This is a genomic window from Bradyrhizobium sp. UFLA06-24 (assembly GCF_054967145.1).
Map to the genome: position 1 here is coordinate 1 of NZ_JADFUE010000211.1, position 673 is coordinate 673.

The window sequence follows — 673 nt, forward strand, 5'->3', positions numbered from 1 at the left end:
GATGCATGGGCTCGATCCGAGATTGGCGGCATGAGCCTCAACACGACCGCGGTCCGGATCAGGGTAACCCTCAAGGACGTAAAGCCAGAGGTGATGCGTTGCCTTGTCGTACCCGTCACCCTACGCCTTGATCGATTGCATCTGACGCTTCAGACGGCGTTTGGCTGGACGAACAGTCACCTCTTCGAGTTCTTCGCTGGTGAGGGTCGTTGGGGGATTCCTGATCCCCACAACGATTACGGCCACCAGCCCATGGATGCCCGCAAAGCGCGGCTTTACGATATCGTTCGCGAGACCGGCGCCAAGACGATCCATTATCTCTATGACTTCGGCGACAGCTGGGACCATGTGATCAAGCTCGAAAAATGGTTCGAGAACACCACGACGGAGGGGCTTCCCTTCCTGCTCGAGGCCGCCGGTCGTTGTCCTCCGGAAGACGTCGGCGGTGCGCCAGGCTATGCTGAATACCTCGCCGCCATCAGCGATCCCGGCCATCCCGAGCACGAACACATGCGCCTCTGGGGCCCGGAGCGGTTCGATCCCAACGTCGTCGACCGGAAGGCGCTCGAAGCCGCCGTCAACGCGTTGTCCGACACATGGATGCCGCGGCGACGCGCCACGCGAACAAAATAGGCGTCAAGCGTCATTCAAAGGGCGGCAGAGCTACGCTTAC

At 60.8% G+C, this 673-nt stretch carries 1 protein-coding gene; it reads left to right on the forward strand.

Translation table 11 applies throughout. From position 1 onward, the window contains the following. Window positions 1–633, forward strand: a 633-nt coding sequence (locus IF809_RS38690; RefSeq protein ID WP_462840097.1) for a plasmid pRiA4b ORF-3 family protein, incomplete at its 5' end; no start/stop codon positions are given. Between the last annotated feature and the right edge of the window lie 40 nt (window positions 634–673).